Source organism: Patulibacter sp. NPDC049589 (assembly GCF_040675535.1).
Classification (GTDB): domain Bacteria; phylum Actinomycetota; class Thermoleophilia; order Solirubrobacterales; family Solirubrobacteraceae; genus Patulibacter.
In genome coordinates, this window is record NZ_JBFAPC010000092.1 from 1 (window position 1) to 23,462 (window position 23,462).

Below are 23,462 nucleotides of genomic sequence, written 5' to 3' on the forward strand. Positions count from 1 at the left end.
GACCGCGCCCCCGTGCGGCGCGGGCCGGCGCCGAGTCGCGGGCGTGGCGGGCTGGCTCGCGACGGTCGCCCTCCTCGTGGCGGGCGGCGCCGCCGTCGCGTCGACGCTGGACCGGGCCGTCGACGACGCCCGCGACGACCCGCGCGTCGTCGAGCACGCCCTCGCGTCGAACCCCTTCGGCCCGCGCTCGATGCTGCGGGAGGCCGCGACGCGCCGGGGGCTGGCCCGCGTGCGGGCCGCCGCCGACGCGGGCGACCGCTTCGACGGCGTCGTCGTCACCCCCGAGCGGCTCCAGGTCACCCTCGTCGACGCGCGCGAGCAGGCGCGATGGGTCGCAGTCGGGCCCACCGGCCGGATCAGCGAGACGGACCTCGGGACGCGATCCGGGCCCGCAGCCCCGCTGTCGGAGCTGCGGGACGTCGATCCCGGCCCGGCGGCCCGCCTCGTCGCCCGCAAGTACCGGGCACTGCGCCCGGACGCCACGGACCCGACGCTCGTGCTCTCCGTCGGCTCGGTCAGCACCACGAGCACGAGCGTTCGCGACCTCGCCGCCGCTCTGGCCGGCCAGAGCCCCCGGACGACGACCTCGTCCAGCAGCTCGACGCGGTGGGTCCTGCGGTGGACGGCCTCCTTCCGCGGGGTCCGCAGCGCCGACGCGACCTGGCCCCTGGAGCCCCGATGAGCACCGAGACCGCCGGCCGGCCGCCCCGGATCGTCCGCCCGCTCCTCGGCGCCGTCCTGGTCGTGGCCGCCGCGGCGCTGATCGCCCAGGGGGCGTTCCACCTCTCTCGCGCCCCGAGCGCGTGCGGCGGCGACGCCGGCGCCGCCTGCCCCGACTGGTTCGTGTTCGGGCTCGTCGGCTTCTTCGTCGGGCTCCTGGCGCTCGCGCCGCTCGGCATCGCGCTGCTGGCCCCGGTCGTGCGCCGGGCGGCCGCGGGCGCCGTCGCGCTCTGCCTCGGCGCCGCGGCGGCCGGGGTCTACGTCGCCGGGTACGTGGCCGAGCCGGTCACCGACGGCCGGGTCGGCTACGGGATCGCGGCCGGCGTCACGGGGGCGCTGGCGCTGCTCCCCGCCTGGGTCGCGCTGCGCCCGCACGGGGCCGGCTGGGAGGAGCGCCGCCGGCGGGCGGTCGAGACCCTCGAGCGCCATCGCGCCGAGCAGCACGTCGGCGAGGCGGCCGGCCCCGCCGTCGACGTCGCGCACCTGATCGACCTACACCGCCGCAGCGCGATCGACGACGAGGACCTGGTCGCCGGCCTGCGGGCGCTGCGCGGCGGGGGCTGACCCGGCCGCCTCATCAGGGCGGCCGTCGGCCCCGCCCTCCGTCCTGACCACCGCCCCTGCCGGGTGCGGCGGCGGGCGGTCAGCCGCCGGTGCGCGCCGGGTAGAGGTGCGCGCCGAGGCGGTCGAGGCCGGAGACGTCGTGGACGTCCTCGGCCAGCTGCGGCACGAGCAGCACGCGCTCGTCGCCGGGACCCGAGAGGTGGGCGGCGACCATCGCCTCGTCGTGCGCGGCCTGGATCCGGACCCGCTCGTGCATCGCCGCCGCGCGGGCGGCGAGATCGTCGTCGAGGGTCGCCGCGAGCGCGTCGCGGACGGCCGCCTCGTCGTCGCCGCGGTCCGCGCGGGTCACCCGGTTGACGACGAGCCCCCCGTAGTGGATGTCGCGGCCCTGCAGCGTCGAGCGGAACTGCGCGGCCTCGGCCAGCGACTCCGGCAGCGGGGCGGCGACGAGCAGGAAGACCGTGTGCGGCTCGGCCAGGAGCGCCTGGACCGCCCGCGCGCGCTGGGAGAACCCGGCGCTCATGCCGCCGAGGACGCCGAAGAACTCGATGAGGTCCGACAGCAGGTCGACCCCGAGCGCCCGCTTGAGCAGCCCGGTGAAGACGCCGGCGCCGCGCCCGAGCAGGCCGAGGCCGCCCGAGGCCGGGCGCAGCAGCAGCTGCAGCGCCCGCGAGTCGATGAACGCGTGCAGGCGCTGCGGCGCGTCGAGGAAGTCCAGCGCGTTGCGGGTCGGCGGCGTGTCGAGCAGGACGACGTCCCAGCGGCCCGACTGCAGGAGCTCGTGGAGCTTCTCCACAGCGGTGTACTCCTGGGTGCCGGCGACGGCACCGGAGAACTCGCGGTAGACGCGGTTCTGCAGCACGCGCTCGGCGGCCTCGTCGCTGTCGGCGTACTGCCGGATCAGGCCGTCCCAGGTGCTCTTGGCGTCGAGCATCACGACCCACAGCTCGCCCGGTGCCGTGCCGCCCAGGCCGCCGTCGACCTCCAGCGGGACGCGGACGGGCTCGTCGGCGACGCCCTCCAGGCCCAGCGCGTCGGCCAGGCGCCGCGCCGGGTCGATCGTCAGGACGCAGACACGGCGGCCGCGGCGCGCCATGCCCAGGCCGATCCCCGCCGCGGTGGTCGTCTTGCCGACGCCGCCCCCGCCCGCGAGCACCACGACGCGCGCGTCGCGGAGCGTGGCGTCGAGGTCCAGGGTCGAGCTCAGGCCCGGCGTGGCGGCGCTCACGCCGCGTCCTTCGCCAGCAGGTCCGCGAGGGCACCGAGGTCGGCGCGCAGGACCTCGGCGGGGCGCCGCTCCAGTGCGGTCAGCGGCACGCGGTCGGGCAGTCCTTCGCGCAGCCGGGCGCGCTGCGTCTCCTCGCGGCGGGCCCGGCGGTGCTCGACGACGATCGGGGCAGCGGCGCGCAGCGCGACGCAGTCCGCCGCCCGGACCGCGACGCCCCCCGTCGCGTCGGACGGCCCGCCGGAGGCGTCCGACGCCAGCGCGCCGACGGCGTCCGCCTCGTCGTCCTGCAGCAGCGTCCCCAGCGTGCGGTTGAGGACCACGAGCCCGAGGTCGACGCGCAGCTCGCGGAGCGACGCCGCGGTCTCCAGCGTCTCGTTGACGGGCGTCTCCTCCGGCAGCGCGCAGAGCACGGCGCCGGTGCGGGCCGGGTCCTGGAGCAGCGACGCCATCTCGTCGGCGCGCTTCTTGATCGGGCCGCCGCGGGCGAGCCCGCCGTACGTGGCGGGCGAGCGCAGCATCGCGAGGGCGTGGCCGGTCGCCGGCGCGTCGACGATCACGAGGTCGTAGGTCGGGTGCCGGCGTCCGCGGTCCCGGCGCGTCAGGTCCCAGAGCCGGTCGACGGTGCTGACCTCGCGGAGCCCGGGGGCCGCCGTCATCGTCAGCGTGAACAGCCGGTTCTGGAAGATCACCCGGTGGACGGCGGCGCCGACCTGGCCGCGGAGGAAGTCGTGGGCGGCCGCGATCGGCTCGATGGCCAGCAGCGACAGCCGCTCCTCGACCTTGGTCTCGTGGTGCCCGACGGGCGCGTGGCCGAACAGGCCGGACAGCCGCTCGCCGGCGATCTCGGCCACCAGGACGCGCTTGCCCTGGCGGGCGGCGAGGACGCCGAGCGCTGCCGCGACGGAGGTCTTGCCCGTCCCGCCCTTGCCGGTGACGATGAGGAGGCGGCGATCCAGGAGGGCCATCTGTGACACAGGCTACGGTCCCGAAGCTTCGGCCGAGTAAAGGCGCGCCGGCGACCGGACGGACGGGCGGTCCGGCGGCGCTGCGGGCGACCGGCGGCAGCGCGTCGGCGCGTCCGCGCCCCGGTCCCGCGATCGGCGTGGCCGGAACGGCGCGGGGTCGCCCCAGCGCCGCCCCGGCCGTCCCTCAGCGCCCCACCACGACGACCGGCAGCGAGACCGTCGTCCGGCCCGGCGCGGTGATCCGGAAGATCGTCGCCGAGCCCGCGCCGCCCGAGGGGGTCAGCGTCGTGCGGAAGCGGCCGCGAGCGTCCGTGCGCACCGTGGTGCGGGGCGCCTTGGCCGTGCCACAGACCGTCGTCCCGGTGATCGTCAGCGTCGTCGCGCGGTGGACCGTGGTCACCCGCCCGTCGACCGTGACCCGGCCGCCCGAGAGCCGCGTCGTGCGGAAGATCTGCGCCTCGCGGGTCGCCTTCAGCGCCCGCGAGCGGGCGGACCCGACGACGAGCCGGTAGCGGGCCCGCGCCCGGTCCTTCGCGCGGTGCGGCGCCAGGACCGACGCCGAGACGGAGCGGTCGGTGCGGATCTTCGCGGTCCCGACCTTCTTGCCGTCCCGGCGGACCTCGACCGTCCGGCCGACGAGCGACGGGCCCGCGACGCCGGTCAGCCGGACGCGCGGCGTGCGCGCGGTGCCCGTGGCGCGGATGCCGACCAGCTCGACGTACGGCGCCGCGCAGGTCGGCGCGGGCTTCGCCACGACCGGAGGGGCGCCGGCGGGCGGCGCGGCGCCGGCCGGCGGCGCCGGCACGGGCACGACCTGGACCGCGAACTCGCGCTCCGTCACGTTGCCCTGCGTGTCCTGCGCGCGGACCCGGACGACGTGCGCGCCGGGGGTCGTGGGCGTCCAGGTGGCGTCGCCGCCCGGGTTCAGCGGCGTCCCGTCGACGCTCCAGCCGATCGCCTCGACGGCGTTCCAGAGGTCCGCAGCGGTCGCCGAGAGGTTCAGCGGCACCCCGACCGTGACCGTCCCGGGCACGGTCGCCGTGATCGCCGGGCCCGTGCGGTCCAGCAGACCGGACTGCACCGCCTCGACGTGGCCGTCGTCGCTGTCGGGGACGTTCCGCCAGACCGCGGTGAAGCTGCCGTCGCCGTAGGCCGCGACCTGCGGGCCGCTCGACTGCCCGGTCGGCGAGGACGCGAAGCGCTGCACGGACTCCCAGGCGCCGCCCGGGGCGCGGGTCCGGCTCTCGAGGAGGGCGTCGTCCTCGACCAGGTCCTCCCAGACGACCGTCGCGGTGCCGTCGGGCGCCACCGCGACGTCGGACTCGCCGTTCCACGGGAGCGGGCCCGCCACCGTCTCGGGCGCGCCCCAGGTGGAGCCGGCGCCGAGCGTCGCCGTGTCGACCTCCGCGTCGGGCGCCTCGTTGCCGACGTCCCAGGCCGCGACGAACCCGTCGTCGGAGGCCGCGACCTTCGGGAGGGTCACGTCGGTGTCGGGGCGGCTGATGGACGAGACCGCCCAGTCACCCGTCGCGCTGCGGACGGCGGAGCGGGCCGCGCGACCGGACGGGCCGTCCTCCTGCCAGACGACCGCGACCCGGCCGTCGCGCGCGACGGCGAGATCGGGCTCGGACGCGTCGCCCTCCGAGAACCCGCCGTACGCGCTCCGCACGCCGTCGTGCCAGTCGACGACGGCCACCGAATCGGTGTCCTGGTCCTCGTACGCCGCGACGAGGTCGCCGTCCGGGCGGTAGCCGATGCGGGGCTCGTTGGGCTCGCCCTCGACCGTCTCGGGATCCGCCGACCACGTGTCGCCGACGAGCGTCCCGATCCGCAGCCCGTCGGGGGAGTCGCCGTTGTGGTGGACCCAGGCGACGGCGATCCTCCCGTCGTCCGCGACCGTGGCGAACGGATCGTCGACGTCGCCGAGGTCGATCCCGGACGGCGACGAGACGACCCACGGGCCCGCGCCGCGGCGCACCGCCACGCGGACGATCGTGCCGAACGTCGTGTCCTCGTACCACGAGACGACGGCCTCGTCGTGTCGCCCGGTCGTCACCTGGACGTCGTCGACCGCCACGAGGTCGCCGAGGTCGTCGACCTCGGGGTCCAGCGCGGTCAGGTCGACGGCGTCGGCCCACGGCGCGCCCGGCGCCCGGGTCGCGACCTTGACGACCGGGCCCTCCGAGTCGTACCAGGCCGACACGGCGGTGCCGTCCGAGGTGGTGGCGACCCGCGGGTCGTTGACGGTGCCGGGGACGGGGGCGTCGAGGTCGATCGCCGCTCCTCCGAGGCCGGCGCTCCAGGTGGCGGCGCCGGCGACGGCGGGCACGCCGAGGGCGGCCGCGGCGGTGGTCAGGACGATGAGGGATGTTCGGGGGACACGCATGGGGCCGCGATCCTCACCGAACCCGCCTCCGCGATCCACCAGAAATCGCAGATTTCACCCCGGTAGCGGGAATATCACCCCGGTGGAGCCGCATCCCATGCGGGTGGCCCGTGCCTGACCGCGGTCCGGCGCGATCTCGACCCGAGACGCACGGGTCGGGGCCCGCACCCCACCCCTCGGCTCAGGCGTCCCAGAACTTCTTGTACGTGATGCTGTCTCCGCCGCCGACCTTCGTCGGGTCGCCGGCGGGCGAGCCGAAGATCAGGAGGTCCATGCCGTCGGGGCCCGCCTCGAACTGGCGGATGACGTCCGGCGCGATGCGGAGCGCGTCGTACTGCTTGAGCTCGATGAAGTCGTGGTCGACCTTCACGCGCCCGGAGCCGGCGATGATCACGTGGATCTCCTCCTGCTCCTTCTGCTTGTGACCGAAGGGCTGGCGCTGGCCGGGCTTGATCCGCTGGAAGCCCAGGGCGCCTTCCTTGCTGCCCAGTGCGGCCCGTGCGAAGCGCGTCTCCAGTTGGTCACCGAACCCGGCGGTGGACGCCAGATCCTTGATGTCGTCGAGGAGGTGCACCTTCGTCACGTTGTTCGCCATGCACCCATCGTCGCACGGACACCCCGGACGACCGCGCGTGCCCGCGCCCGGTATGCGCGCCCGCCCCGCCCCCGCGGGCCGACACCTACCGGCGGTCGAAACGCGCGGCGAACCGGCATGATCCACGCCATGAGCGCACCCTCCGGTTCCCGTTCGCCCCGTCCGCTGCGTCCGCGCCGGACCTGCCACTCGGTCCCGGGCTCGAGCGAGAAGTTCCTCGCGAAGGCCCCGACGCTGGCGGCCGACCAGGTCTTCCTGGACCTCGAGGACTCCGTCGCCCGCAGCGAGAAGGACGCCGCGCGCGCCCGGATCATCGAGGCGCTGAAGACCCTCGAGTTCCCGGCGGAGAAGACCGTCGTCTTCCGCGTCAACGGCACCGACACGCCGTTCTACTACCGCGACCTGATCGACGTCGTCGAGCAGGCCGGCGACAAGATCCACGCCGTGATGCTGCCGAAGGTCCAGACCCCGGGCGACATCGAGATGACCGACAAGCTCCTGACCCAGATCGAGCTGGCGAAGGGCTACGAGGTCGGCCGGATCGGCATCGAGGCGCAGATCGAGGACGCCAAGGGCCTCGTCAACGTCGAGCAGATCGCCACGGCGTCGGACCGCATGGAGACGCTGATCTTCGGGCCGGGCGACTACTCCGCCGCGATCGGCATCCCGATCACCCAGATCGGCGGCACCCCGGCGGGCTACCCCGGCGACCACCTGAACTACCTGTACTCGCGCCTCGTCGTCGCGGCCCGCGCGGCCGGCATCCAGGCGATCGACGGCCCGTACGCCGCGTTCAAGGACGAGGAGGGCCTGCGTACCCGCACCCAGCTCGTGCGCGCGCTGGGCCTCGACGGCAAGTGGACGATCCACCCCGCCCAGATCGACGTCGTCAACGAGGTCTTCACCCCGACGAAGGAGGCGTGGGAGAAGGCCGAGGCGATGCTCGCCGCCTACCACGAGGCCACCGAGGCCGGCGCCGGTGCGGCGATCTTCGACGGCGAGATGGTCGACGAGGCCAACCGCAAGATGGCCGAGCGGATCGCCGGCCAGGGCCGCGCCGCCGGCTACGCGGCCTGAGCACCGACCCGCGGGAGCACGCCGGCGTGCTGCGGACGACGGACGGGAACGACGGCGACCTCGAAGTCGCGCTGATCACCGGCGGGGCGTCGGGCATGCCCGTGCCCGACCAGGAGTCGCACCTGCTCGTGGCGGCGCTCGCGGACCGCGGCGTCCGGTCGGCGGTCGTCGCGTGGGACGACGAGCGCGACTGGTCGCGGGTGCCGCTCGTCGTCTGCCGCTCCCCGTGGGACTACGTCGCCCGCGCCGACCCGTTCCTGCACTGGGTCCGGGCGACCGGCGCCGTCACCCGGCTGCTGAACCCGGCCGGCCTGCTCGAGTGGAACCTGCACAAGCGCTACCTGACCGATCTGATCGAGCGCGGCGTCCCGGTGGTCCCCACGACCGCGCTGGGGCCCGGCTCCAGCGCGGCCGCGCGGACGGCCGCGCTCGCGGTCGAGGGCGACGTCGTGATCAAGCCCGCGATCTCCGGCGGCGCGAAGGGCACGATCCGGGTCGCCGCGCAGACCGACGAGGCCCGCGAGCACCTGGCGGCGCTGCTGCGCAGCGGCGACGCGCTGGTCCAGCCGTACCTGCCGGAGGTCGAGGACGGCGAGGTCTCGCTGGTCCTCTTCGCGGGCGAGCTGAGCCACGCGGTCCGCAAGGTGCCCGCGTCCGGCGACTTCCGGGTGCAGGAGGAGCACGGCGGGGTCGTCCTCCCCCACGACCCGACCGACGCCGAGCAGGCCGTGGCGCGCCGCGTGCTCGAGGCTCTGCCGTGGCCGAGCACCTATGCGCGGATCGACCTCGTCACCACGCCGGACGGACCGCTCCTGATGGAGGCGGAGCTCGTCGAGCCCGAGCTGTTCCTCCGCGCGGTCCCCGCCGCCGCGGGCACGTTCGCCGACGTGCTGGTCGCGGACCTGCGGGGCTGAGCCGCACCCACGCGCCTGGCCGTTCGCCGCGGGACGAGGTCCCGCGGTGCTAGTAGGCCTGGCGCGCGCGGCGCGGGCCCGGGCCGCGGCCCTCGCTCGGGCCGTTCTTCTGCTCGTCGAGCGCCTTCTGCTTCGCGGCGGTCTTGCTGACGACCTGGCCGATCAGCTTGATGTACTCCTCGACGCCCGAGGCCCGGAACTTGCCGTGGTCCCACGCACGGACCCAGGCCTGCAGGTCGTTGAGGTCGTTCATCTCGTTCAGCAGGTCGCGGCGGATCGAGACCGTGACGCGCGCGTCGGGCGCCATCGCCTTCGTGACCTTCGGACCGGGCATCTGGACCCGGATCAGCTGGACGTCGCGGCCGCCCTGGACCTCCGCCGCGGCGATGATCTTCAGGGGCTTGAGGGCGGGGACGTGCTCCAGCAGCTGCTTCAGTGCGACTTCGACAGCGGTGCGGGAGTCAGCGTTCGACATGGATGGACTCTACCGCCGTACCGCGTCGGCCACGGCAGCGCTCGTTGCACCGCCATCGCGAGGAACCCCTGCGCGGACGCGGTGCCGCGGGCGCTCGCGTAGCCTGACCCGCGTGCCTGAGCTGCCCGAGGTCGAAGCCGCCCGCGCCCTGGCCGAGCGCTGGACGGCCGGACGGACGATCGTCGAGGTCGACGACGCCGACGAGTGGGTCTGCCGCCCGCACACGCCCGGGGAGATCGCGCAGGCCATCACCGGCAAGCGGATCGCCAGCGTCGGCCGCGTCGGCAAGTCGCTCTGGATGGACCTCGAGGACGGCCCCCGGCTGGGCCTGCACCTCGGGATGGCGGGCCGCCTGGTCGGGCTCGGCGGCGAGGGCCTGGAGGGCGCCACAGCCGTGGGTCCCGCCGACGGCCTGTACTTCAAGGGCATCGACGTCCTCGACGACGACGGGTCGCGCTTCGGGTCCGCCGGCGAGCCCCTGACCGCCCGCGAGCGCGAGGACTGGTCGATGCCCGTCCGCAGCGGCACGCGCTCGCTTCCGGGAGACGGGGCCTGGAGCCGGTTCGCGATCGACCTCGACGACGGCGGGCGGCTGATCCTGTTCGACAAGCGCCGCCTGGGCCGCGTCCGCCTCGATCCCGACCTCTCGCACCTGGGCCCCGACGCGCTGCTGATCTCCGAGGACGAGTTCGTCGCGCGCGTCGGCCGCGGCGCGCTGCCGTTGAAGGCCCGGCTGATGGACCAGTCGACCCTGGCCGGCATCGGCAACCTGCTCTGCGACGAGCTGCTCTGGCAGGCTGCCCAGCCGCCGCTGCGCCCCGCGTCCGACCTCTCCGAGGACGAGCTGCGCGACCTGCACGCCGCGATGATCGCCTCGACCCGCGAGGCGATCCACCGCGGCGGCGTCCACATGGGCGACGTCATCCCGCACCGCAAGAAGGGCGAGCACTGCCCGCGCTGCGGCGGGGCGATGGTCCGGGCGACGGTCGGCGGCCGGACGACCTGGTGGTGCTCCGAGGAGCAGGCCTGGCCGCCGGCCTGAGCGGTGGGCGACGCCGCCGGCTCCCGCCGGCCCGGACCGGCGGGGGACCGGGCGGGCCCAGGACACTGGCCCGTGTGCCCGCGCCACGGGAGGCGGACGGCCGCCCACGCCGGGGAGGCCGCCCGTCCCTCCGCCCCGCAGCGTGAAGTCCGCGTGGGTCGGACCCGCCCGACGAGCCGCCGACGCAGAGCGTCCGCTTCCACGGGTTCGCGGTCTGCGGGCGGGTGTCGTCGTTGGTCCGGGGCCCGGTGTGCGTCATGCCGAGGATCGGCATGTGGGCCGCGCGGAAGCGCTCCGCGACGGAGGAGTCGCCCGTCGCGACGTCGCCGCCGATCGGAACCGTGCTCAGTCCGCGAGACGCGCCGCCCAGCGCCCGCCGGCGCGCGTCACCACGACCGGCAGCCCGAAGCACGCGGAGACCGGGTCCGAGGCCAGGACGTCCGCCACCGGGCCCGCCGCGAGCACGTGACCGTCGCGCAGCAGCAGCGCGTGCGTCGTCGTGGGCGGGATCTCCTCGAGGTGGTGCGTGACCGTGATCGTCGGCAGGTCCGGCCAGCGGCGCGCGCTGGCGACCAGGGCGGCCACGAGGCGTTCCCGCGAGGGCAGGTCCAGGCCGCTGGCCGGCTCGTCGAGGAGCAGGAGGTCCGGGCCGTCGTCGTCGGGCGTGGCGGCGGCCGGGTCGTCCGGCGTGGCCGCCCCGCCGGTCGCCTCGCCGGGATCGGAGGCCCCGCCCGCCGCAGCGGTCGCGTCGCCGACGGTCCGCCCGGACGGCGTCGCGTCCCTGTCGGCGCTCCGCCGCCGCATCCCGGCGCCGCTCCCCGGCCCCCCGGCCATCAGCGCCCGCGCGAGCAGCAGCCGCTGCCGCTCCCCCTGCGAGCAGTCGTCGAAGCGGCGCGGCCCGAGCACCTCGGAGCCGGTCAGCGCGAGCAGCCCGTCGGCCCGCTCCTCGTGCTCCGGCCCGAGCCGCCGGCGCTGCGGCGCGAGGCTGCCGAACGCGCCGGAGAGGACGACGTCCCGGCCGTCGAGGCCGCGCTTCAGGCCGCGGGCGGTCGCCGCGTCGACGTGGCCGATCCGCTCGCGCAGCGCCCGCATGTCGACGCCGCCGATCCGGTGGCCGAGCACGTGGACGGTGCCCTCGCTCGGGTGCGTGACGCCGCCGGCGAGCTGGAGCATCGTGCTCTTGCCCGCGCCGTTGGGCCCCAGGACGACCCAGTGCTCCCCCGCCCCCACCCGCCACGTGACGTCGGCCAGCAGCACGAGCTCCTCGCCCGCCCGCCCGTGCCGGCGCACCGTCACCCCGTCCAGCGCCACCGCGTCGTCGCCCATCCTCGTCCCGTCGCCCCTCGTCGCTCCACCCGGCAGGGACGGGACGCTACCCCGGTCCGCCCGCGGTCCGCGGTCCCCCGCGCCGCGGACGCCGCACGCCCCAGCGCCCCGTTCAGCGTCCTCACACCGATCCCACACGTGCCGACGGCCCCGTCCGCCAGACTCCGCACATGACCGAGCGCTTCGCCACCCCGCCCCCGGGCGGCACGGACCGGACGTACGGCCTCTCCGACGAGGTCGGCCTCTACCACCGCACCTACACGACGCTGCTGCGGTCGACCGGCGAGACGCGCCTGCGGGTGCTCGAGCCGTCGCACGTCGCGATGGGCTCGAGCCTGCACCCGATGGCCGGCCGGGAGGAGGTCGACCTGGGCGCGTTCCTCTACGCCGTGCGGCGCCTGCCCGACGCGATCGCCGAGGCGCGGCTCGTCGTGCTCGGCCAGGAGCGCGCGCAGTTCGACGCGGTCGGGATCGACCTGACGGCGTGGCCGTCGTCGGAGGCCCCGGCCCGCCGGCGGCTCTGGCACGTCGGCGGCGACACGCTCGCCGTGCTGATGGCCAGCTCGTCCGACGTCGACGACCTGATCCCGACGCTCGTCGCGTTCCAGATCGAGTGGAACACGATCCGCGCGCACCTGCGGGGCTCCGGGCGCGCCGAGATCCCGGTCGAGCCCGCCGAGCTGGCCGTCGCGGTCGGCGGGACCGAGGACGACTGGGTCCGCCTGCGCGAGTCGTGGGGCGACGCCTTCGAGCCGCGGCTGCGCGGCATGCGCGACCGCCGCTGCGACTTGAAGCTGCGGTCGCTCGGCATGAACTACGTCGGCTACGCCCGGCTGACCCGCGACTGGTGGCGGCCCGTCAGCCGCGCGATGGTCCGGGAGGAGCTGCACGAGCGGCCCGTCTACTTCGTCTCCTCCAACACCCACGCGCTCGTCAACCTCGTGTCCGGCATCGCCCGGCAGAACGCCGACGGGCTGCTGCGCGAGGTCGAGCGCCACGGCCCCGAGGACCTGCGGCTCGAGCTGGACCGGATCCGCGACGGCCGCAGCGAGGGCTCGCTCGAGAACCTCCTGTACTTCGCCGCGCGCGGCGCGTTCGAGCGTCACCCCGAGGAGCGGATCGCCGCCGAGGCCCGGGTGGGCGTCATCGACCTGCTGCCGCAGGGCGCCCTGCGCGTCCCGGCCCAGGTGATGGCGCTCGACCGCCTGGACGTCGAGCACCTCGACCCGCGCCTGGGCGCCGTCGACGCCGCGGCGCTGAAGGCCAGCGACGCGGTGATCGTCAACATCGACTACCCCCTGGGCAGCTCGGCGTACAACATCCTCCGCGAGGTCGCCGTCGACGTCTCGCGGCTGCGCGGCGTGTACGTCCTCGGCAAGGCCGCGACGCTGAACGCCGACGTCGGCGACGTGATGATCTCCGGCGTCGTCCACGACGAGCACACGCGGACGACGTACTGGCTGGACAACGCGTTCGCGATCGAGGACCTCCAGCAGGACCTGCGCTACGGCACCGGCCTCGACAACCAGAAGGCCGTCACCGTCCGTTCGACGTTCCTGCAGAACCGCGACCACCTCGACTTCTACTACCGCGAGGCCTACACGGTGGTCGAGATGGAAGCCGGCCCGTTCTGCGCCGCCGTCCACGAGCTCGCCGACGCCGACCGCCACCCCGTCGGCGACGCCGTCTCGCTCACCCGCACCCCGCTGGACTTCGGCGTCATCCACTACGCGTCGGACACCCCCTACACCCAGGCGCGAACGCTCGGCGCCCGCGGGCTCAGCTTCTTCGGGATGGACTCGACCTACGCGGGGTCGCTGGCGATCCTGCGCCGGATCCTGCGGCTCGAGGGGGCGATCGGGCGCCGGTAGCGGTCAGCGGACGCGACGCAGGTCCGTCTGGGCGAAGTCGTCGCCCTTGAACAGCAACGGGGCGTCGCGGACGACGGCGGCGGCGTAGGAGAAGCAGTCGCCGACGTTCAGCCCCGCGGGGTGCCGTCCCTTGCCGAAGCGCCGCCACGCGTCGTGGGCGACGCGGGCGTGCGTGGCGTCGACGGCGAGGATCTCGTCGATCGCGCCCTCGACGAGCAGCTCGAGGTCGCGTGCTGCATCGGGTCCCTGCCGCGCCTCGACGACGATCCCGGCCTCGACGATCGAGACCGCGGACGCGGCGACCGCGACCCCGGTCATCGCCGCGAGATGTCCCTCCGCGTCGGCCTCGCCGAGGACGATCGCGACGAGCGACGAGGTGTCGACGACGATCACGACGGGAGGCCGCGGTCGTCGTAGCCGAGGATCTCCTCGGCCGGACGGTCGTCGATCACGGGCCGTCCCCGACCGCGCGCGATGATCCCTTCGAGTCCGGGCGCCGCGGTCCGCCCCGCCGCTCGCAGGGTCTCGAGCCGCTGCTCGATCGCCTCGCGCAGGGCCTGGGTGATCGGCTGGCCGGTGAGCGCCGCGAGTTCGCGGGCGAGCTCGTCCGTCCGCGGATCCTTGATGTTCAGCGCCATCGAGGAAGACTACCAGGCAGATATCTTCCTTCTTGTACGGATCCCGGAGCTGCGGGCCTCTCGCCGGCCGCTTCGCGGCGGGCCACCGGCGCGCGTACCTCGTAGGCTCGGCCCCATGCGCGTGGTGGAGTCCGTCGTCCTGTCCGTGGTCCTGGGAGGGGTCCTGCCGGCCGCGGCGGCCACGGCGGCGGACCCGCCGACCGCCGCGGAGCCGACCGTGGCGTGGGTGCAGGCCACCACGTCCGTGCGGGCGGGTGGCCTGTGGGTGCAGTCCGCGGGCACCGCGCCACGCCGGCTCGCGCCGCTGCCCCGGGACGCCGCCGAGGTCGACCCCTTCACGCTCGGCTTCGTCGACGTGCGGGTCTCGCCCGACGGGCGCCACGTCGCGTACGGGCGGTACCCGGAGGAGCACACCGGCTCGGACTCCCCCGGGCTGACGATCGCGGACGTCACCACCGGGCGGTCGCGGTCGCTGCCCGGCGGCGGCGGGGTGTCGTGGTCGGCGGACGCGCGGTTCGTCGCGACCACCTCGCGGACCGCGATCCTCCGTTGCGCGGTCGCGACCGGGCGCTGCACCCGGTGGGCCCGGCTGCCCGGGGACGAGGACGTCTCCGACGGCGGCGAGGGCCTGCGCGCCACCGGGATCGCGATCTCGCCCGACGGCTCCCGCCTGGCGTACGTGCCCCACGGTGGCGACGAGGACCCCGAAGGGGTCGTGGTCCTCTCGACCGGCCGGCGTGTCGTGCGCCACCTCCGCGCGCCCGCCGGGGAGATCCTCAGCGAGGCGGTCGGCTGGACGCAGACCGGCCCGCTGGTCACCGGCATCGGGCTCGAGGAGGAGGGCACGCTGCTGCGCCCGGCCGGGACGCGCTCCCGGCGGCTGCGCGTCGCGGCGCACGGCGACCAGGACCGCGACGTCGGCGAGGCCCCGACGGTCCTCGGCGTCACGTCGTCCGGCCGGTTCTCCCTCGGCGACCGCCTCGACGGGGACGCCGGCGAGCTGCCGTACGAGGTCCAGCTCGCGGACCTGCGGCACGGCGGCGTGCGCGTGCTGGCGCGCGGCGAGGGCGTGGCCTCGGCGGGGATCGCCCCGGACGGCGGGGCGGCCGCGTACTCCCCGGACGGCCGGCGGATCGTCCTGCGCGGCCTGCCGTCGGGCGCGATCCGGACGCTGGTGGACGCGGGCGCCGGCGACGCCGACTCGCCGCTCCTCGTCCTGCCGTCCGCCGCGTGGCCGGCCGCCGCGGCGTCGCCGCACTGACCGGACCGGACACCCGCGCGCCGGGGCGGGGCGCCGTCCGCCGATCGCCCGGCGGATGCGCATCGGGCGGCCGGCGCGCCGCGCGGCCGGGGCGCTCGGCCCCGCCCGCGCCGTCCCGGCTCAGCCCTGGTTCGCGCGGTTGACCGCGCTGACGATCGCGTCGAGCGACGCGCGGACGATGTTCTCGTGGATGCCGACGCCCCAGACGGTGCGTCCGTCGATCGAGCAGCGCACGTAGGAGGCCGCGCGGGCGTCCTCTCCCCCGCCGAGCGCGTGCTCGACGTAGTCGTCGACGCGGACCGTGATCCCGATGCCCGCCAGCGCCTTGACGAAGGCGTCGATCGGGCCGTTGCCGACGCCCTCGAGCCGCTGCGGCTGCCCGTCGACGTCGAGCTGGACGCCCAGCTCGTCGGTGCCGTCGGGACGCGACGCGGTCCGGTGCTCCCACACGCGGAAGCGGCCCCACGGCGGGGTCGATCCGGGCAGGTACGCGTCCTGGAAGATCTCCCACAGCCGGCCGGGCGTGACCTCGCCGCCCTCGGCGTCGGTGCGGGCCTGGACGACCTGGGAGAACTCGACCTGCAGCAGGCGCGGCAGGTCGAGGCCGTGCTCGGTCTTCATCAGGTACGCCATGCCGCCCTTGCCGGACTGGCTGTTGACGCGGATGACGGCCTCGTACGTGCGGCCGACGTCGTGCGGGTCGATCGGCAGGTACGGCACCTCCCACTCGAGCGTCTCGACGGGGACGCCCGCGGCCTCGGCCTGGGCCTCGCGCTTGCGGAAGACCTTGTTGATCGCGTCCTGGTGGGTGCCCGAGAACGACGTGTAGACGAGGTCGCCGCCGTAGGGCGAGCGCTCCGGCACCGGCAGCTGGTTGCAGTACTCCACGGTCGCGCGCACGGCGTCGATGTCGCTGAAGTCGAGCTCCGGGTCCACGCCCTGCGTGTGCAGGTTCAGCGCGAGCGTGACGAGGTCGACGTTTCCGGTCCGCTCGCCGTTGCCGAAGAGGCAGCCCTCGACGCGGTCCGCGCCGGCCATCAGCGCGAGCTCGGTCGCCGCGACGCCCGTCCCGCGGTCGTTGTGCGGGTGGACGGAGACGATCACCGCGTCGCGCTTGGCGAGGTTGCGGTCCATCCACTCGATCTGGTCGGCGAAGACGTTGGGTGTCGAGACCTCGACGGTCGACGGCAGGTTCAGCACCATCGGCTGCTCCGGCGTCGGCTGCCACAGCGCGGACACCGCGTCGGACGCGGCCAGCGCGACCTCCGGCTCGGTCAGCGAGAACGTCTCGGGCGAGAACTGCAGGCGGACGTCGGTGCCCGGCAGCGACTCGACGCCGCGCAGGACGTCCTCGGCGCCCGCGCGCACCAGCGACAGCAGGCCATCGGTGGTCTGCCCGAGCACGTCCTCGCGCCACAGCCGCGAGGTCGCGGTGTAGAGGTGCACCAGCGCCCGGTCGATGCCCTCCAGCGACTCGAAGGTCCGCTCGATGAGCTCCTTGCGCGCGGGCGTCAGGACCATGATCCGGACGTCGTCGGGGATCGCGTCGTCCTCGATCAGCGAGCGGACGAAGTCGAAGTCGGTCGCGCCCGACGCCGGGTAGCCGACCTCGATCTCCTTGACCCCGATCGACACGAGCAGGTCGAACATCCGCCGCTTGCGGTCGGTGTCCATCGGGTCGATCAGCGACTGGTTGCCGTCGCGCAGGTCGACCGCGGCCCAGATCGGGGCCGTGTCGATCGTCCGGGACGGCCACTGGCGGTCCTCGAGCCGGAACGGCACGCGCTGGTGGAACGGCCGGTACCGGCCGGACGGCATGCCGCTCGGCTTCTGGAGGCTCCAGGTGGGATTCGTCTCGGTGCTCATGCTGGGGCGCTCCCGTCGGAAGTGGATGAGGTCGGAGTGCCGGCCGGGATTCCCGGCGCGGCGGTGGTCGCCGGATCGGCGGAGGTCCCGGGGGCCGCACGGGTGGCGGATCCGGGAGGGGTGGAAGAGGGGTCGGCGGCGGCCGGCGTGGAGGGCCCGGTCGGGGCGGATCCGCCTCCGGTGGGTGCGGGCGTCGCCGCGGGGACCGAAGGTGGCGGGGTCGCGGGGCCCGCGACGGCGGGCTGGGCGGCGTTCGCGCGCAGCGACCGGCCGGTCACGGTGACGTTCGCGTGCGTGGCGGCGATCGCGGCGTCGGGGTCGCCGGAGCGGATCGCGGCGGCCAGGTCGGCGTGCGCGCGGGCATCGTCGACGACGTCGAGGACGGTCTCCTCGACGACGTGCACGAGCGCGGCCCGCAGCGCCCCCAGGAACGAGGAGAACATCTCCTCGAGCAGGACGTTGTGGGCCGCCGCGACGATCGCGTGGTGGAACGCCAGGTCGGCGTCGACGAACGGCTCGACCTCGCCGGTCGCCCGGGCGGCCTCGCGGGCCCGGAGCGCCGCGTCGATCGCCGCCAGGTCGGCGTCCGTCCGGCGCTCGGCGGCCAGCCGCGCGGCCTGGGACTCCAGGGCCTCGCGGACCTCGTAGACGTCGAGCACGTCGGCCCGCCGGACGCGCGGGTCCCACTGCGGCGCCGGCTCCAGCGCCAGGACGTAGGTGCCGGAGCCCTGCCGCGTCTCCAGCTGCCCCGCGGCGACCAGGACGCGCACGGCCTCGCGGACCGTCGAGCGGCCGACGCCGAGCTGCGTGGCCAGCACGTTCTCGGCGGGCAGCTTCGTCCCGACCGGCCAGGCGCCGGCGGCGAGCTGCTCGCGCAGCTGCTGGGCCGCGAGCTCGCCCAGCGAGCCGCGACCGAGGGAGGTCATCGCCATCGGACGCGCAGCCTACCAAGTCATCAGATGTCTGCGATCTGCGGTCTTCGGGCCGCTTGCCCAGGTCGAGGAGGTCGAGGAGGTCGAGGAGGTCGCCGTGACGCGGGGCTCGCCAACCGGCAGCCCCGGCCGCGGAGACACGCCGGGTTCCCATCGGCCCGGCCCGCGGGAGCTAGTGTCGAGCCATGCTCATCGTCACCAGCAACGACGTCCCCGGCCAGGAGATCGAGGAGGCGCTCGGCGAGGTCTTCGGCCTCACCGTGCGGTCCCGCAACATCGGCTCGAACATCGGCGCGGGCTTCAAGTCCCTCGTCGGCGGCGAGCTCAAGGGCATCACGAAGATGCTCCACGACTCGCGCGAGGAGGCCCTCCAGCGCCTGCGCGACGAGGCCACCGCCAAGGGTGCCGACGCCGTCGTCGCCTTCCGCTTCGAGACCACCGAGTACGCCCAGACGGGCACGGAGATCTGCGCCTACGGCACGGCGGTGCGCCTGCGCCGCGGCTGAGAAGTCCCGGTCAGCCGAGCAGGACGACCGTCTGGTTGACGGTTGGTGCCGCGTAGTCCATCTACTTCAATCTGGCGGAAGCCGAGCGAAAGAGGCCCCTCGCGGACACGGACTCGAACGATTCCACCTGCTTGCGCGATGCCTTCTCCATCAAGTCGAGGACGCGTTCGCGTTCGGCCCCCGTGACAAGCGATCCGCCGTCCACAGGGTCAACCAGAAAGACCTCTTCGAACCGATGCCCGAACTGGTCGAGGTACTCGATCTCGACGTAGATGTCGAGATTGATGAGGAACGTCTGATTGCGCCGAGCCGCGAGTCTGCGCGCAGACGCCTCCAGTCGATCGAAGTCGCGCTCATTGTCGACAGCCCCCGAGATCGTCGCGAGCGTGCCTGATGGTGCACCCGTCTTCCTGACGACGTAGAGGTAGTGGTCGAGGATCTCTTCGTGCTCGCTCTGCCCGGTGAGATTCGTGAGCTGCGAGCGCAAGACCGTGAAGGGGTTCACGGCGACAACGCGAGCTGGAGCCCCGACGTTGCCGATACGAACCTCCTGGGTGATCGTGGTTCCGGCCCTCTTCGAGAGGGCGTTCGCGGTGAGAAAAGGAGCCGCCGTTCTCTCGCTGATCTCGTTCTGGCGGGTCGCGATTCCGTTCGCGCGCACAGCTACGACCACCGCGGAGATCGCTACGACCACAGCTGCGAGTGCGACGGTCCTCTCGACCCACGTCGTCTTCCCGTCGCTCATCGTCAGGTCCCGAAGACCCGGTCCCCCGCGTCGCCCAGGCCCGGGCGGATGAAGCCGTTGTCGTCGAGCTCGCGGTCGAGGACCGCCGCGATGATCGGCACGTCCGGGTGCGCGGCCTGGACGGCGGCGACGCCCTCGGGCGCGGCCACGAGGACGACGAGGGCCAGCTCGCGGGCGCCGGCCTCGCGCAGGGCCTCGAGCGCGTGGACAGCGCTGCCGCCGGTGGCGAGCATCGGGTCGAGGACGAGGGTGCGGGCGACCGGGACCTGCTCGGGCAGGCGCTCGAAGTAGCGGCGCGGCTGGAGCGAGACCTCGTCGCGCTCCAGGCCGATGTGGCCGACGCGGGCCTCGGGGACGACGTCGAGGAACGCGTCGAGCATGCCCAGGCCGGCGCGCAGGACGGGCACGAGGACGACGTCGCCGGCGATCCGGGTCGCGGTGGTCTCCTCCAGAGGTGTCGTGACCGTGCCGGTCTTCGTCGCGAGGTCGCGGGTGGCCTCGACGGCCAAGAGCACCGCCGCCGCCCGCAGCGCGCGGCGAAAGCCGGCGCGGTCCGTGGCCTCGTCGCGCAGCACCGCGACGCGATCGGCCAGCAGGGGGTGGTCGACGACGCGGAGGTCCGGCACGCGCCCATGGTCCCACGCGCCCCGGACCGCCTCCGGCCCTCAGCCCGTCGCGTCGGTCCGCCGCACCGGGAAGCCCGCGTCCCGGACCGCCGCGAGCACCGTGTCGGCGTGGTCGCGGCCCTGGGTCTCGAGGACCAGCCGGACCGTGGTCTCGCCGACGTGCATGTCGACGCCCTCGCGCACGTGCTGGACTTCGACGACGTTGGCGCCGACGCTCGCGATCGCGGTCGCGAGCCCGACCAGCGCGCCGGGCCGGTCGGGCAGGAGGGCGATCAGCCCGAGACGGCGGCCGACCAGCGACTCGTGGCGGCGCGCGATCTCGGCCAGCAGGCCCAGGTCGACGTTGCCGCCCGAGAGCACCAGCACGGTGCTGCCCTGCGCCGGGCGCGGCACCAGGTCCCGGAGCAGCGCCGCGAGCCCGACGGCCCCCGCGCCCTCGACCACGAGGTTGACGCGGTCCAGCAGCAGCACCATCGCCTCGGCGATCGAGTCCTCGTCGACCGCCACCAGCTCGTCGACCAAGGCCTCCACGAGCGGCCCGGTGTACTCGCCGGGCGTCTTGACCGCGATGCCGTCCGCGATCGTCGTGACCGGCCCGCCGGGGCGCGCGAGGCCGTCGGTCGGCGAGACCGGCGAGCGGCTCTCACGGGACGCGCGCTGCGCCCCGCGCGCGGCGGCCCGGACGCCGACGATGCGGACGTCCGGCCGCTCGGCCTTGATCGCCGTCGCGATCCCGGACACGAGCCCGCCCCCGCCGACCGGCACGACGACCTGGGCGAGGTCAGGGATCTGCTCGAGCAGCTCGGACCCGATCGTGCCCTGGCCGGCGACGACGTCGGGGTCGTCGAACGGGTGCAGGAAGACCATCCCGGTCTCGGCCGCGTGCTCCTTCGCGGCCGCCAGCGCGGCCTCGACCTGCCCGTCGACGAGCCGGACGTCCGCGCCGAGGGCCCGGCACGCCTCGATCTTCGCGATCGGCGCGCCGACCGGCATGTAGACGACGGCCGGCAGGCCCTTGGCTCGGGCGGCCTCCGCCACGCCCCGGGCGTGGTTGCCGGCGCTGCCCGCGACGACCCCCGGCGCGGCCTCGTCGCCGAGCGCCGCGAGCTTCGCGAGGGCGCCCCGCAGCTTGAACGCGCCGGTCCGCTGCAGCGACTCCGCCTTCAGGTCGACGGGCGCGCCGAAGCGGTCGCTGAGCCCCGACGAGCGGATGACGGGCGTCACGCGGACGATCCCGTCGACGGCGGCGCGGGCCCGTGCGCGGCGCTCGGCGTCGGGGGCGGCGTCGGGCAACGGGGCGGGCATCGGCTCCGACGGTAGCTCGCCGGGCGCAGGATCGCCGCCCGGGACGGCCGCCGGGCAGGCGGCAGCGGGGTGAGGACCTGGCCGTCCCGCCATCCGCGGTGGGCGTCGCGGGGGCGCTGAGCCCAGCCCTCGCCGCCCGGCCCGGCCCGGCCCGCCGCCAGTCGCGTTCGGCCCCTACTGGCGCCGGACCTCGCGCCCCTCCGCGTCGAACCACTTCGCGCCCGACACGTTCGCCGCGCGGTCCGGGTCCTCCTGGTCGACCCAGTAGGCGTTGCCTTCGACCGGGACCTCGACGGGCTGCCCGGCCCGCACCGGGATCTCGACCCGCGCGACGCCGTCGGGCACCACACCCGTCGCGGCGACCCAGCCGCCCCACGACGTGCCGCTCGTCACCCGGCCTGCCACGACGTCCGCGGCCGTGCCGCACTTCACACCGCCGGACGGCTGCGGCATCCGCGTCCGGGCGCCTCGCAGCATCACGTAGTGCGTCGTCCAGAGCAGGCACAGCCGCTCGTGCTCGACCTCCCGCGGCCACCCGGGATCGCTGCCGTCGATGTTCGTGCCCGTGCGCTCGATCGAGACGAGCACCGAGATGCCGTCCTCACGACGCTGCAGCAGCCGCACGCTGCCCAGGCGGACGCCGTCGGCCGCCTCGGCGGGCAGCCGGCGGAGCACCGCCTCGACGGCCGGGGAGCGGTCCTCGTCGGTCTGGTCGCGCCTCAGCGCCGCGACGGCCGCGAGCTGGTCGGCGGGGACCGGCGTGGTGGCGGTCGACGGGTGTCCCACTGGGTCGCCGCCGTTGGTCGGCGACCACGGCGTCGTCGCCGCCAGCGCCGAGCCGCCCGCCAGCGCGACGCCCACGCCGAGCAGCACGGCGCCGCGCCGCGAGAGCCACCGCAGCCGCCGAGGAGCGGCCACGCGCCGGACGGGGTCGATCGCGTCGGCGATCGTCCGCCGGGCACGCTCCTGGGTCGCCGGACCGGCCCCGGGGTCGAGACCCGCGTCCGCGAGGGCGCGGACGTCGCGCAGGAAGAGCGGGGCGTCGTCGTGCTCAGGCATGGGTGTCACCGGTCAGGAGGTGGGCTTCGGGGTCTCGGGGGGTGGGGCGGGCGGACGCACGCGGGACGCGGTCCGCCGGGCCGGCGTCGCGGGGCATCCGACCGGTCGGCGCGGCGGGAGCGCGCAGCCCCGCCGGCAGGGCGTCGTCGAGCTGCCGCCGGACCCGCGCGAGACGGGAGGCGACGGTGCCGACCGGGACCTCGAGCGCGCGGGCGGTCTCCTCGTAGCTGAGCTCGCCCCACGCGACGAGGAGCAGCGTCTCGCGGTCGGCGGCCGACAGCCGGCGCAGGGCGCGGGCGACGTCGGGGTCCAGCCCCGCGGTCGGGCCCGGAGGCGCATCCGGTGCGGGACGACGGCCGGCGGCGCGCTCGATCGCCCGCAGGCGCCGCCGCTCCGCCCGCCGCTGCTCGTGGATGACGTTGGCCGCGATGCCGTAGAGCCACGGCAACGCCGGCCGCACGTCGTCGCCCCAGGCGCCGGGCCGGCGGAAGGCGCGGAGGAAGACCTCGGCCGCCGCGTCGTCGGCGGCGTCCTCGCCCAGGCGCCGGCGCAGGTAGCGCACGATCGCCGGCAGATGGGCCACGTAGAGCGCGACGAACGCGGCGCGCTGCGCGTCGTCGAGGGGCGGGGGTTCGGGACGGGACGGTGAGCTCCTCATGCACCCCTCCCTGACCGGACGGCCCCGGGAGCTTCACGCGGATGCGCGGACCGCCGGGGCGTCCCGGCGCCGGCGCTCACCGGGTCAGCCCGGCAGCAGGACGTCGGCCCGCGCCCACGGGGTCCCCGCCTGCACCACCGCGCGCCCGGCGACCTGGTTGGCCAGCTGGGCCATGAACGGCGTGAAGCGCAGGACGATGCCCGTGGCCGTGACGGTCGACCCGGAGCGCGAGAACGACGCACCGCCGACGTCGGCGTCGAACAGCCGCATCCGGCCGGCCGGCCCGCCGCTGTCCCCCGTCAGCGCCGGGAGCAGTCCGAGCTCGAGCCGCAGTCCGAGCCAGCCGGCGCTGCCGATCGTGCCGTAGACGACGACCCGCGCGTCGACGTCGACCGAACCGGTGCGGGTCGCGGGGTCGAGGCTGCCGCCCGTCACCGGGGCGGTGAGGTGCAGGTCGGGCCGCAGGCCGGCCTCGGGGCCGTTCAGCCACGGCAGGACGCGGGCCGGGGTGGCCGAGAGCGCCTGTGTCGTCGCGAGGTCCAGCTGCAGCTCGACCCGCCCGCCCGTGATCGGGGTGCCGGTCGTCGGCGCGGGCACCGGGGTCGCCGGCACCGCGGGAGCCGCGGCGCGCAACCGGAGCGCGAGCGTGCCGAGGGCCGTCCCGGCCCGGGCGGAGCTCAGGCCCGCCCGGCGCAGGGACCGG

23 protein-coding genes and 2 pseudogenes are annotated in these 23,462 nt (G+C 75.5%); 8 read left to right on the forward strand and 17 right to left on the reverse strand.

Annotation, left to right across the window (positions count from 1 at the left end):
- Together AB0L40_RS16920 and AB0L40_RS16925 are read left to right on the forward strand one after the other, a co-directional pair.
- Nucleotides 1-682: hypothetical protein (locus AB0L40_RS16920; protein ID WP_364356889.1), on the forward strand; the 682-nt coding region annotated here is incomplete at its 5' end.
- Entirely contained in the window at nucleotides 679-1,284 is a 606-nt protein-coding gene (locus AB0L40_RS16925; RefSeq protein ID WP_364356892.1) for a hypothetical protein, read from the forward strand. The genes AB0L40_RS16920 and AB0L40_RS16925, both read left to right, overlap by 4 nt.
- Nucleotides 1,285-1,363: 79 nt before the next feature.
- On the opposite strand, the gene AB0L40_RS16930 is transcribed toward AB0L40_RS16925, so the two are convergent.
- The 4 genes from AB0L40_RS16930 to AB0L40_RS16945 form a co-directional block, all read right to left on the reverse strand.
- Complete coding sequence (locus AB0L40_RS16930; RefSeq protein WP_364356895.1) at nucleotides 1,364-2,512, reverse strand: ArsA-related P-loop ATPase; 1,149 nt, start codon at nucleotides 2,510-2,512, stop codon at nucleotides 1,364-1,366.
- Complete coding sequence (locus tag AB0L40_RS16935; RefSeq protein WP_364356898.1) at nucleotides 2,509-3,477, reverse strand: ArsA-related P-loop ATPase; 969 nt, start codon at nucleotides 3,475-3,477, stop codon at nucleotides 2,509-2,511. The genes AB0L40_RS16930 and AB0L40_RS16935 overlap by 4 nt, the downstream gene beginning before the upstream one ends.
- Before the next feature lie 184 nt (nucleotides 3,478-3,661).
- Nucleotides 3,662-5,863, reverse strand: coding sequence for a hypothetical protein (locus tag AB0L40_RS16940; protein WP_364356901.1), 2,202 nt, complete (start codon nucleotides 5,861-5,863; stop codon nucleotides 3,662-3,664).
- Nucleotides 5,864-6,044: 181 nt separating this feature from the next.
- Nucleotides 6,045-6,458: a hypothetical protein gene (locus tag AB0L40_RS16945; RefSeq protein ID WP_364356904.1), complete on the reverse strand. Its 414-nt coding sequence runs from the start codon at nucleotides 6,456-6,458 to the stop codon at nucleotides 6,045-6,047.
- 129 nt (nucleotides 6,459-6,587) lie between these two features.
- On the opposite strand from AB0L40_RS16945, the gene AB0L40_RS16950 reads away from it, so the two are divergent.
- Nucleotides 6,588-7,535, forward strand: coding sequence for a CoA ester lyase (locus tag AB0L40_RS16950; protein ID WP_364356907.1), 948 nt, complete (start codon nucleotides 6,588-6,590; stop codon nucleotides 7,533-7,535).
- 26 nt (nucleotides 7,536-7,561) lie between these two features.
- On the forward strand, nucleotides 7,562-8,449 hold the full coding sequence (locus tag AB0L40_RS16955; RefSeq protein ID WP_364356910.1) for a hypothetical protein: 888 nt from the start codon (nucleotides 7,562-7,564) through the stop codon (nucleotides 8,447-8,449).
- 49 nt (nucleotides 8,450-8,498) lie between these two features.
- On the opposite strand, the gene AB0L40_RS16960 is transcribed toward AB0L40_RS16955, so the two are convergent.
- Nucleotides 8,499-8,924, reverse strand: a complete 426-nt coding sequence (locus tag AB0L40_RS16960; RefSeq protein WP_364356913.1) for a hypothetical protein — start codon at nucleotides 8,922-8,924, stop codon at nucleotides 8,499-8,501.
- A 112-nt stretch (nucleotides 8,925-9,036) separates the two neighbouring features.
- Between AB0L40_RS16960 and AB0L40_RS16965 the strand changes: the two genes are divergently transcribed.
- Entirely contained in the window at nucleotides 9,037-9,966 is a 930-nt protein-coding gene (locus AB0L40_RS16965) for a DNA-formamidopyrimidine glycosylase family protein (RefSeq protein ID WP_364356916.1), read from the forward strand.
- A 172-nt stretch (nucleotides 9,967-10,138) separates the two neighbouring features.
- On the opposite strand, the pseudogene AB0L40_RS16970 reads toward AB0L40_RS16965, so the two are convergent.
- Both AB0L40_RS16970 and AB0L40_RS16975 read right to left on the reverse strand, forming a co-directional pair.
- Nucleotides 10,139-10,378 (reverse strand): annotated as a pseudogene (locus tag AB0L40_RS16970) (hypothetical protein); the annotation flags it as partial.
- On the reverse strand, nucleotides 10,312-11,292 hold the full coding sequence (locus AB0L40_RS16975; protein WP_364356919.1) for an ATP-binding cassette domain-containing protein: 981 nt from the start codon (nucleotides 11,290-11,292) through the stop codon (nucleotides 10,312-10,314). The gene AB0L40_RS16975 and the pseudogene AB0L40_RS16970, both read right to left, overlap by 67 nt.
- A gap of 170 nt (nucleotides 11,293-11,462) precedes the next feature.
- Between AB0L40_RS16975 and AB0L40_RS16980 the strand changes: the two genes are divergently transcribed.
- Nucleotides 11,463-13,163, forward strand: coding sequence for a hypothetical protein (locus AB0L40_RS16980; protein WP_364356921.1), 1,701 nt, complete (start codon nucleotides 11,463-11,465; stop codon nucleotides 13,161-13,163).
- Between the two features lie 3 nt (nucleotides 13,164-13,166).
- Here the strand turns inward: AB0L40_RS16980 and AB0L40_RS16985 are convergent, their stop codons facing one another.
- Complete coding sequence (locus AB0L40_RS16985) at nucleotides 13,167-13,556, reverse strand: type II toxin-antitoxin system VapC family toxin (RefSeq protein WP_364356923.1); 390 nt, start codon at nucleotides 13,554-13,556, stop codon at nucleotides 13,167-13,169.
- Nucleotides 13,553-13,801: a type II toxin-antitoxin system VapB family antitoxin gene (locus AB0L40_RS16990; protein ID WP_364356926.1), complete on the reverse strand. Its 249-nt coding sequence runs from the start codon at nucleotides 13,799-13,801 to the stop codon at nucleotides 13,553-13,555. The genes AB0L40_RS16985 and AB0L40_RS16990 overlap by 4 nt, the downstream gene beginning before the upstream one ends.
- Nucleotides 13,802-13,916: 115 nt before the next feature.
- Between AB0L40_RS16990 and AB0L40_RS16995 the strand changes: the two genes are divergently transcribed.
- A complete protein-coding gene (locus tag AB0L40_RS16995) occupies nucleotides 13,917-15,062 on the forward strand; it encodes a hypothetical protein (protein WP_364356929.1) in 1,146 nt (381 codons plus the stop codon).
- A 120-nt stretch (nucleotides 15,063-15,182) separates the two neighbouring features.
- Here the strand turns inward: AB0L40_RS16995 and leuA are convergent, their stop codons facing one another.
- Together leuA and AB0L40_RS17005 are read right to left on the reverse strand one after the other, a co-directional pair.
- A complete protein-coding gene (gene leuA / locus AB0L40_RS17000) occupies nucleotides 15,183-16,928 on the reverse strand; it encodes a 2-isopropylmalate synthase (protein WP_364356932.1) in 1,746 nt (581 codons plus the stop codon).
- Nucleotides 16,925-17,860, reverse strand: coding sequence for an FCD domain-containing protein (locus AB0L40_RS17005; RefSeq protein ID WP_364356935.1), 936 nt, complete (start codon nucleotides 17,858-17,860; stop codon nucleotides 16,925-16,927). Before AB0L40_RS17005 ends, leuA begins: the two co-directional genes overlap by 4 nt.
- 185 nt (nucleotides 17,861-18,045) lie before the next feature.
- On the opposite strand from AB0L40_RS17005, the gene AB0L40_RS17010 reads away from it, so the two are divergent.
- Nucleotides 18,046-18,366, forward strand: coding sequence for a heavy metal-binding domain-containing protein (locus AB0L40_RS17010; protein ID WP_364356938.1), 321 nt, complete (start codon nucleotides 18,046-18,048; stop codon nucleotides 18,364-18,366).
- Nucleotides 18,367-18,427: 61 nt separating this feature from the next.
- On the opposite strand, the gene AB0L40_RS17015 is transcribed toward AB0L40_RS17010, so the two are convergent.
- The 6 genes and pseudogenes from AB0L40_RS17015 to AB0L40_RS17040 form a co-directional block, all read right to left on the reverse strand.
- Nucleotides 18,428-19,111: a hypothetical protein gene (locus AB0L40_RS17015; RefSeq protein ID WP_364356941.1), complete on the reverse strand. Its 684-nt coding sequence runs from the start codon at nucleotides 19,109-19,111 to the stop codon at nucleotides 18,428-18,430.
- A gap of 2 nt (nucleotides 19,112-19,113) precedes the next feature.
- A complete protein-coding gene (gene upp, locus AB0L40_RS17020; protein ID WP_364356944.1) occupies nucleotides 19,114-19,737 on the reverse strand; it encodes a uracil phosphoribosyltransferase in 624 nt (207 codons plus the stop codon).
- A 39-nt stretch (nucleotides 19,738-19,776) separates the two neighbouring features.
- Complete coding sequence (ilvA, locus tag AB0L40_RS17025; RefSeq protein ID WP_364356947.1) at nucleotides 19,777-21,042, reverse strand: threonine ammonia-lyase; 1,266 nt, start codon at nucleotides 21,040-21,042, stop codon at nucleotides 19,777-19,779.
- A 174-nt stretch (nucleotides 21,043-21,216) separates the two neighbouring features.
- Nucleotides 21,217-22,101, reverse strand: coding sequence for a hypothetical protein (locus AB0L40_RS17030; RefSeq protein ID WP_364356950.1), 885 nt, complete (start codon nucleotides 22,099-22,101; stop codon nucleotides 21,217-21,219).
- On the reverse strand, nucleotides 22,094-22,759 hold the full coding sequence (locus tag AB0L40_RS17035; protein ID WP_364356953.1) for an RNA polymerase sigma factor: 666 nt from the start codon (nucleotides 22,757-22,759) through the stop codon (nucleotides 22,094-22,096). The genes AB0L40_RS17030 and AB0L40_RS17035 overlap by 8 nt, the downstream gene beginning before the upstream one ends.
- A gap of 84 nt (nucleotides 22,760-22,843) precedes the next feature.
- Nucleotides 22,844-23,462 (reverse strand): annotated as a pseudogene (locus AB0L40_RS17040) (hypothetical protein); the annotation flags it as partial.

Bases quoted from the DNA above. Each gene is read 5' to 3' on its own strand.
- AB0L40_RS16925 (WP_364356892.1), top strand. From the start codon at position 679: ATGAGCACCGAGACCGCCGGCCGGCCGCCCCGGATCGTCCGCCCGCTC.
- AB0L40_RS16935 (WP_364356898.1), bottom strand. From the start codon at position 3,477: ATGGCCCTCCTGGATCGCCGCCTCCTCATCGTCACCGGCAAGGGCGGG.
- AB0L40_RS16940 (WP_364356901.1), bottom strand. From the start codon at position 5,863: ATGCGTGTCCCCCGAACATCCCTCATCGTCCTGACCACCGCCGCGGCC.
- AB0L40_RS16945 (WP_364356904.1), bottom strand. From the start codon at position 6,458: ATGGCGAACAACGTGACGAAGGTGCACCTCCTCGACGACATCAAGGAT.
- AB0L40_RS16950 (WP_364356907.1), top strand. From the start codon at position 6,588: ATGAGCGCACCCTCCGGTTCCCGTTCGCCCCGTCCGCTGCGTCCGCGC.
- AB0L40_RS16960 (WP_364356913.1), bottom strand. From the start codon at position 8,924: ATGTCGAACGCTGACTCCCGCACCGCTGTCGAAGTCGCACTGAAGCAG.
- AB0L40_RS16975 (WP_364356919.1), bottom strand. From the start codon at position 11,292: ATGGGCGACGACGCGGTGGCGCTGGACGGGGTGACGGTGCGCCGGCAC.
- AB0L40_RS16980 (WP_364356921.1), top strand. From the start codon at position 11,463: ATGACCGAGCGCTTCGCCACCCCGCCCCCGGGCGGCACGGACCGGACG.
- AB0L40_RS16990 (WP_364356926.1), bottom strand. From the start codon at position 13,801: ATGGCGCTGAACATCAAGGATCCGCGGACGGACGAGCTCGCCCGCGAA.
- AB0L40_RS16995 (WP_364356929.1), top strand. From the start codon at position 13,917: ATGCGCGTGGTGGAGTCCGTCGTCCTGTCCGTGGTCCTGGGAGGGGTC.
- leuA (WP_364356932.1), bottom strand. From the start codon at position 16,928: ATGAGCACCGAGACGAATCCCACCTGGAGCCTCCAGAAGCCGAGCGGC.
- AB0L40_RS17005 (WP_364356935.1), bottom strand. From the start codon at position 17,860: ATGGCGATGACCTCCCTCGGTCGCGGCTCGCTGGGCGAGCTCGCGGCC.
- AB0L40_RS17010 (WP_364356938.1), top strand. From the start codon at position 18,046: ATGCTCATCGTCACCAGCAACGACGTCCCCGGCCAGGAGATCGAGGAG.
- AB0L40_RS17015 (WP_364356941.1), bottom strand. From the start codon at position 19,111: ATGAGCGACGGGAAGACGACGTGGGTCGAGAGGACCGTCGCACTCGCA.
- ilvA (WP_364356947.1), bottom strand. From the start codon at position 21,042: ATGCCCGCCCCGTTGCCCGACGCCGCCCCCGACGCCGAGCGCCGCGCA.
- AB0L40_RS17030 (WP_364356950.1), bottom strand. From the start codon at position 22,101: ATGCCTGAGCACGACGACGCCCCGCTCTTCCTGCGCGACGTCCGCGCC.
- AB0L40_RS17035 (WP_364356953.1), bottom strand. From the start codon at position 22,759: ATGAGGAGCTCACCGTCCCGTCCCGAACCCCCGCCCCTCGACGACGCG.